The sequence below is a fragment of the Pseudochrobactrum sp. AO18b genome (assembly GCF_000409565.1).
GTDB lineage: Bacteria > Pseudomonadota > Alphaproteobacteria > Rhizobiales > Rhizobiaceae > Pseudochrobactrum > Pseudochrobactrum saccharolyticum.
This window is the reverse complement of the sequence record NZ_ANNO01000193.1, coordinates 1-1,233: the sequence shown is the minus strand read 5'-3', so window position 1 is coordinate 1,233 and position 1,233 is coordinate 1. Positions and strand designations below refer to the sequence as shown.

The window sequence follows — 1,233 nt, the reverse complement described above, 5'->3', positions numbered from 1 at the left end:
CGGGCGTTTTTTATTGTCACCACTGTGTTGGCCGGAATGAAATATTTTATGGCACCATGACAGAATGACGCCAGCATGATAAAACTATACTAATTATCTCATATTTTAACGCCGATAACAGGCGTATAGTTTATGAGGCAGATATGCAGATTGATATTCAGGATTTTCCGCTGGTACGGATGGATTATTCCGGTGCAGGTAAGCAGAGTATTGAAGAAACATTGCAGATTTTTGAGCAATGCCTGCAACGCAAACAAGCTTTTGTCTTTCTTGGCTGGGCTGCGGATTTTGACAAGGATCCGAACGAGAATGTGGCAGACCGGCGCGCCGTTTCTCTATGGATGAAACAGCATAAAGCCGAATTACGAGATTATGTGAAGGCGATGTATTATGTTGAGCCAAGTGCAGTGAAGCGCTTAGCGGCGAAAGCTTTTGCAGTCATTTACGGCAAGTTCTGGGGGCATCCGATGATTGTCACGGAGAGCCGCAATGAGGCTGTAAGACAGGCTTATGAACTTTTAGGATTATCATCAGAGCAACGGTGATTTTATGTTTTTCACGACAGATTTTCCTGATTATGCTTTGCCGGATCAGATCAACCGTCCCGTGGTGGTCATGGGCTTATCGATGGTTGTTGATGGCTGGGAGTTTCCGCGCCATTCCCATCGCAAAGCGCAACTTTTATTCAGCGCCAGTGGTGTGGTGACAGTTGAAACGGATAGCGGCGTCTGGGTTGTGCCGCCGCAATGCGCTGTATGGATACCGGGTGGGCTATTTCATAAAGCCAGAAGCTCCGGCGAGGCACGCGGTTTCGGTCTGTTTGTTGCGCCGGACGTCGTTGACGGTTTGCCGGAGAATTGTTGCAGCGTTTCCGTCTCGCCTTTGCTGCAAAGCCTGCTGGAAAAAGCTGCGGGTTTTGATCCCTGTTATGATGAAGATGGTGCAGAGGGCAGGCTCATCACTGTGTTGCTGGATGAATTGGTGGCTGCGCCATTGGAGCAATTACATCTGCCGATACCGGCGGACAGCCGTTTGCGCAAGCTGACCGATATTTTGCTGGATGATCCGGCAAGCCACGCGACCTTGGAAGAATGGGCGCATCGTATTGGCATGAGTGAACGTAGTCTGAGCCGGTTGTTCAGCCATGAAACAGGTATGAGTGTCGGGCGCTGGCGGCGGCAATTGCATGTGATAACCGGTGTGCAATTGCTGACACAAGGGCGGTCAATCCAG

At 50.0% G+C, this 1,233-nt stretch carries 2 protein-coding genes; both read left to right on the top strand.

Annotated elements, in window-relative coordinates:
• The first annotated feature begins 143 nt into the window (after positions 1 to 143).
• Positions 144 to 545, top strand: a complete 402-nt coding sequence (locus A918_RS0108300; protein ID WP_022710614.1) for a hypothetical protein — start codon at positions 144 to 146, stop codon at positions 543 to 545.
• 4 nt (positions 546 to 549) lie between these two features.
• Positions 550 to 1,233: helix-turn-helix domain-containing protein (locus A918_RS0108295; protein WP_022710613.1), on the top strand; the 684-nt coding region annotated here is incomplete at its 3' end.